General features: G+C 70.4%; 4 protein-coding genes and 1 tRNA gene. 4 read left to right on the forward strand and 1 reads right to left on the reverse strand.

Annotation, left to right across the window (positions count from 1 at the left end; genetic code table 11):
• Positions 1-62: 62 nt before the first annotated feature.
• Positions 63-1,427 carry a purine-cytosine permease family protein gene (locus tag ACWDAK_RS26495; RefSeq protein ID WP_427394936.1) on the reverse strand — a complete coding sequence of 455 codons (1,365 nt, stop codon included), beginning with the start codon at positions 1,425-1,427 and terminating at the stop codon, positions 63-65.
• 419 nt (positions 1,428-1,846) lie between these two features.
• Between ACWDAK_RS26495 and ACWDAK_RS26500 the strand changes: the two genes are divergently transcribed.
• From ACWDAK_RS26500 to ACWDAK_RS26515, 4 genes are all read left to right on the forward strand, one after another.
• Entirely contained in the window at positions 1,847-3,478 is a 1,632-nt protein-coding gene (locus ACWDAK_RS26500) for a S1C family serine protease (protein WP_427394935.1), read from the forward strand.
• An 81-nt stretch (positions 3,479-3,559) separates the two neighbouring features.
• Positions 3,560-3,647: transfer RNA gene (locus tag ACWDAK_RS26505), tRNA-Ser, on the forward strand.
• A 470-nt stretch (positions 3,648-4,117) separates the two neighbouring features.
• Positions 4,118-4,612, forward strand: coding sequence for an allene oxide cyclase barrel-like domain-containing protein (locus tag ACWDAK_RS26510; RefSeq protein ID WP_427394934.1), 495 nt, complete (start codon positions 4,118-4,120; stop codon positions 4,610-4,612).
• A gap of 945 nt (positions 4,613-5,557) precedes the next feature.
• Positions 5,558-6,316, forward strand: coding sequence for a GNAT family N-acetyltransferase (locus ACWDAK_RS26515; RefSeq protein ID WP_427394933.1), 759 nt, complete (start codon positions 5,558-5,560; stop codon positions 6,314-6,316).
• Positions 6,317-6,389 lie beyond the last annotated feature (73 nt).

Raw genomic sequence — 6,389 nt, forward strand, 5'->3', positions numbered from 1 at the left:
GGCGAAACGGCGCGGGAAGACAGGAATCCGTCCCCGGGCCGGGCCCGGGGACGGATCGCTGCTCAGGCGGCCGAACCCTCCCGCCGGACCAGGGTCAGCAGCCAGGTGGCCAGCGCCGGCACCAGGAAGCCGAACAGCGAGGCCGAGCTCCACTCCTGCGGCGTGAAGTGCACCGCGGACTGCAGACCCGTCCACAGGTCGGTCCACCAGCCGGCGATCGGCGTCGGGGACAGGAACTGGTAGACGGCGAAGCCCAGCAGCCACGGCGCCAGCATCAGCCAGCGGGCCGGGGCGTCCTGGTCGAGGTTCCAGCCGCGCCGGCCGGCGCCGAAGAAGTAGTCCACCGCGAGCACGGCCAGCAGCGGCACGAACACCGAGCCGATCAGGCCGAGGAAGTTGTAGTACGAGTCGGTGAACTCCTGGATCTGCAGGGCCAGCACGGTGACCAGCACGCCGATCCCGCCGGTCAGCAGGCGGCGGTCGACCCGGGGGAGCAGGTTGTGGATGGACATCGCGGTCGAGTACACGTTGGCGAACGACTGGTCGGTCTCGCGCAGCACCAGCACCAGCAGGAAGAGCCAGCCGGCCGCGACCCCGGTGAACGAGGAGAAGATCTTCGAGGCGTCGCCGCCGGACTGCAGCAGCGCGATCAGGCCCACCACGTAGCACCAGACCTGGGCCAGCGTGTAGCCGGAGAAGGTGCCCCAGTACGCCGCCGAGGAGGTGCGCGAGTGCCGCGTGTAGTCGGCAGCCAGCGGGACGAAGGAGATCGAGACGGCGATGATCGCGTCGGTCGCGTGCAGGAACCCGTTCCAGTTGCCCGCGCCCGGGTCGGGGAAGCCCTGGCGGCCCAGCTGCACCGTGAAGTACACCATCGCCAGACCGACCGCCGCCGCGACGTACCTGCGCAGCACCGCGATCGAACCCAGCGGCCAGATGGTCAGCGTGGTGGTCACCGCACCCGCCAGCACCACGAACAGCCAGCGCCAACCCCCGGTGCCGGCCACCGCCTGCGCGCCCATCGCGATCACCATGAGCTCGTAGACGCCCCAGCCGATGCACTGGGCGATGTTCAGCACCGTCGGCAGGTACGAGAGCTTCGTGCCGAACAGCCCGCGCAGCGACGCCATCGCCGGGGCACCCGTCCGGGCACCGATCAGCGCAGCCACACCGAGCATCGCGGTACCGATCACCGTGCCCGCCACCACCGCCGTCACCGAGGCCGCGAAGGAGAGCTCGGAACCCGCGGTGCCCAGCACGGTGGCCGCACCGCTGAAGCCCATCAGGCTGACGCCGAGGTTGGCCCAGAGCGCGAACTGGTCGCGGAAACCGAGGGTGCGGGGGGGCGCGGTGTCCAGCGTCAGCGGCGCCTCGGGGCGCGCGGCGGTCGTGGACGCGTCAGACGGTGGTGCAGAGACAGCCGACATGGCCAATGCTCCCTACGCCGGCATTACCCGGACAGGTTCGAGCGGTCTGCGCCCCCTCGCCCCATCGCCGGTGTGAATGGCGTACGGTCCGATCAGCGCACTCTCAGCCTGGACGGTCCAAGCTCCCGCGTGTCAGTTTGGAGCGGCCAGGTTAACCGCAGGGCCCCCGGAACCCCAAGGTCGAGGGCGCTCGTCCGGATCGCGGACGGCCGGCGCACCCGGTCGGCGTAGTTGGTCGGCGCGCCGGTTGGTATACCCGGTCGGACCGCTCGGACGGAGCGCTCGGACGGGAAACCTGTCGGGAGCATGTCGGGAGTACCTAAGGATTCTCACGAGTTCTTCAGAGGGCTCCTTACGGCAACTGAATCCTGGATGCGAAAAACTATGGGTCAAGGTCCTGTCAGTTATGGAGGTCGTCCGTGAGCACCGAGCACGCGAGTGGGTCCGCCGGGCCGGAGGAGGAGCGCTCCTCCGACGGCCAGGGGGCGGTGGGTCCGGCTCCTGACGCCGCGTCGGCTGGTGCCGCACCGGTCGTCGAGTCCGCGCCTACGGTCGCCCTCACCAAGCTGAGCGACGCGGAGGCCGCCGAGCCGTCCGCCCCCGCCGCCGCGGGCGAGTCCGACGCTCCGGCCCCCACCTACCTGGACGCGCCGCCGCCGACCGCCCCGGCCGCGCCTGCCGCGCAGAGCTACCTGGACGCGCCGCCGCCGGTCGTCCAGGCCCCGCCGCCGGCTGCCGGGAACCCCTACGCCGCGCCGGCCGCCTCGGCCGAGCAGACCACGGTGCTGGGCGCCGAGGGGCAGCAGCACCACCCGTTCGGCGCGGGGCAGCCGCTCGGCGGCTGGGGCGCGCCTCCGGCCGGCCCGGGCGAGCCCGGCGTCCCCGGCTACCCGGGCGAGTTCGGTGCCCAGGGCTCCCCGCAGCCCCGCAAGCGCGGCGGCCTGGTCGCCCTGATCGCAGCGGTCGCCCTGGTGGCCGGCCTCGCGGGCGGCGCGATCGGCGCCACCGTCGGCGGCAACAGCGGCAGCTTCACCAACTCCGGCGCCAGCCACACCAGCACCACCATCCAGGCCGGGGACAAAACCATCGACCGGGCCCCGAACTCCATCGCGGGGATCGCCGCCAAGGCGCTGCCCAGCGTGGTCACCATCAAGGCCCAGGGCTCGCAGGAGTCCGGCACCGGCACCGGTTTCGTCTACGACACCGAGGGCCACATCCTCACCAACAACCACGTGGTCGCCCCGGCGGCCAACGGCGGCAAGCTGACCGTCAAGTTCTCCGACGGCTCCGCGTACACCGCCTCGGTGGTCGGCCGCGCCCAGGGCTACGACGTGGCCGTGATCCGGCTCGACAACCCGCCGAAGGACAAGCTGGTCCCGCTCCCGCTCGGCGACTCCGACAAGGTCGCGGTCGGCGACGCCACCATCGCCATCGGCGCGCCCTACGGCCTCGAGGGCACCGTCACCACCGGCATCGTCAGCGCCAAGGACCGCCCGGTGGCCTCCGGCGACGAGACCGGCGCCCAGTCGTCCTACATGAACGCACTGCAGACCGACGCCTCGATCAACCCGGGCAACTCCGGCGGGCCGCTGCTCAACAGCGCCGGCGCGGTGATCGGCATCAACTCGGCGATCCAGTCCAACACCGGCGGCTCGGGCGGCCGCGCGGGCAGCATCGGCCTCGGCTTCGCCATCCCGATCAACCAGGCCAGCCGGGTCGCCCAGGACCTGATCAAGACCGGCACGCCGGTCTACGCGATCATCGGCGTACTGCGCAACGACGACTACAAGGGCGACGGCGCGCAGATCCAGACCGGACCGGTCCAGGGCACCCCGGCCGTCACCCCCGGCGGCCCCGCCGACCAGGCCGGCCTCAAGGCGGGCGACGTCATCACCAAGCTGGGCGACCACCCGATCGACAGCTCCCCGACCCTGGTCAGCGAGATCTGGACGTACAAGCCTGGCGACAAGGTCTCCGTCGAGTACATCCGGGACGGCAAGACCGCCAAGACCACCATCACCCTCGGCGAGCGCAAGGGCGACACCCCCTGACCCCGTCACCCCGGAAAACGCCCCGCTCCGGAAAAGCGTGTGCACCGAACCCCTCCGGACCCGTTAGGCTGACCTCCGCCAGGAGGGTTGCCCGAGCGGCCTAAGGGAACAGTCTTGAAAACTGTCGTGGCGTGACCCGTCACCGTGGGTTCAAATCCCACACCCTCCGCACGTGGGCGTAAGCCCAGCTCAGGGCGGGTACCGGCAAGCAGCCGGTACCCGCCCTTCGCTGTTCCGTCCCACGGTGTCCGCCGTCGTTCAGCGCGCGTGGAACGTCCGTGGAACGTCCGTGGAACGCGTGGCCGGCCGGCGCGCCGACGATGAAGGCGGTGCTGCGGTGGCGCTCGTAGAGGGACTGCCCCTGCACCGGGGCCGAGCGACTGACAGAAGCTTCGTCGTCCGCCGTGTCGGTTCTGGGAGGGGTGCCGGCGTGGAAGGCGCGACATCGGGATGCGCTCCCACGTCGCGTGTCGGCGCGCCATGCCGGAGTCACGCCCATCCGATGGACCCGACTGGGCCGGACTCCGCGCACGCCCGGCGCGCCGTGATCTGCAGCAAAGCCGATGAGGTATGCAGGAAGGCATAAGTGATTAACCGTCACTTATGCAACCTTCATCAATTCTCACCAGGAGACGCACAATGCGCCGTTACAAGGCACTGGGGTCGGTCGCGGGAACCGCCCTGGCCGCTGTCCTCGCCTGCGCGCCACTCGCACATGCTGCCGCCCCGGTCCCCGACACCCTCGGTGGTGATGGCAAGGGCAAGGTCAAGGTCATCAAGCTCGTCGCCCTCCTGCGACAGGCGGCCGGCATCCCGGTGGACGGTGGGTTGAGCCTCGGTGACCGGCAAGTCGGTAACGACGAGCTCTTCCAGAACGGCAACAGGGTCGGCAGCGACGGCTTCGTGTGTACGGTCACCAGCCTTTCACCGGACGAGCGGGAGTGCGAGATCACCCTCCACCTGCCCAAGGGCGACATCGCCATCCAGGGGCTCGCCCCCGTGATCCAGAGCTTTCCCACCGATTTCACGCTCGCGATCACCGGTGGCACCGGCGTCTACAAGAACGCCCGCGGTTTCGTGACCGGCACCAATGTCAACGCCACGGAGACGGACCTCACGCTCCACCTCACCTAGCGATGCCCGGGGCGGCGACCGCGACGCCCCGCCACCGGCCGACTCCGGCGGCCCGGCCCCCCGGCAGCCGGGGCACAGCCGGGGCCGTCGAGTGCTGCGCTCTCACCGAACACAGGGAAAGCGCACCAGAGGCCCTGCCGCTATACGCCGACCACTCTGCGATCACCCGAGTCGGGGCTCTCGTTCGATCGGCAACCCCTTGATCGGTACGACAACGGCTTCTGACGCCGTTGTCGATCTGGCACAGAACTGGCGCGACGACGATGGAGACGGCGCTGCGGGGATGCTCGTAACCGTCTGACCGGCGAGCTCTCACAGCGACCAAGTCGGGTGCAAGACTTGAAAATTGTCGTGGCGTGACCCGTCACCGCGGGTTCAAATCCCACGCCCTCCGCACGTGGGCATAGTCCCAGCTCAGGGCGGGTACCGGCGAGCAGTCGGTACCCGCCCTTCGCGCTTCCTGTCCCACAGAGCAGGTTCACCTGCAGCGCCCCCAGCGGCCGTTCGCCGAACCCCTCCGACCGGTCCGGCTCCCCTGCGGCAGGCTGCCGCTCACCGCTCATCCTCGCTCACCACCGTCCTCCTCCCCCGTCCTGCGGCACCCGGCATGAGTTTGATCAACCTGAACCTCCAGGCGTGGTTCACCAGGCCGGTCCTTCCATTACGCCCAACGGCGGCGTGCTTCGCCCCTCGCTTGTTCGCCCGCACACCTCCTGTCGGGTGCGTGCCATTCGGTCGCGACCTTCCGCGCGGTCTCCGGGGCGGTGGCGATGATGCGGACATCGGTGGACCCGGGCGTCACAACCGGCGGTCAGGACGGCGGTTCCCGCACCGCCGTCCGCGAGTGTCGACGCGAACCGACCGTGGTCGGTCCTCCGGGCAAGCGGCCACGCAGGGAGCGGCCGATGATGGAAGTCCTGGAACCACGACATTCGAGGGCTTGCCATGGCTGTGTGGCACGTTCGGGACTTCACACCGGGCGATCTCGAAGCGGTGGTGCGGCTCGACAGTGAGAGTGCCGGCGCGGAGCAACCCGCCGTCTTCCGCCTCTCCGAGATCGTCGCCGCGTTGCAGGCGCAGAATCCGAGCGTCGTCGTGGTGGCCGACGGACATCTCGTGGGCGCGGCGGTGGGCCGGGTGGACGGGGACCGGGCCTGGGTACTGCGCATCGCGCTGCACCCCGCCTGGCGGAACCTGGGCTTGGGTACCGCGCTGCTGTCCGCTCTGGAGCATCGTCTGCGGGACGCCGGAGCCAGGATCGTCGCAGCGGTGCTGCCCGACGAGGAGACCGGCGCCACGGCACTGGTCAACTCCGGATTCCGCCCTCACGGAGGGCTCACGTACTTCGAGAAGGTGGAGGCCGTGAGCGCCCAGGGTGTGGCGCTCCTGGCCTCGCTGGGCGCGGTGGTGCCCGAGGCCCGTCTCTGGGAGCAGCTCACGGGCATGGCCGACGAGAAGCGGCTCATCGAACGGCGTCTGGTGCTGCCCCTGGCCAACCCTGAGCTTGCGGACGCGCACGGAGTGGAGCCGCCCCGCGCGGTCGTGCTGTTCGGTCCGCCGGGCACGGGCAAGAGCACGTTCGCCAGGGCCGTGGCCGGTCGGCTCGGCTGGCCGTTCGTCGAGCTCTTCCCCTCCCGGCTCGCATTGGAGGACGGGCTCGCCACGGCACTCAGCCGCCGCTTTGAACCGCCCCGGGTTCGGTAGAGATCTCAGGTTGTGGCTGTGACCAGGGGTTTCGTGGTCGCCAGGTAGTAGTTGGTCTCGTATTCGGCGGGTG

Source organism: Kitasatospora sp. NPDC001175 (assembly GCF_053598215.1).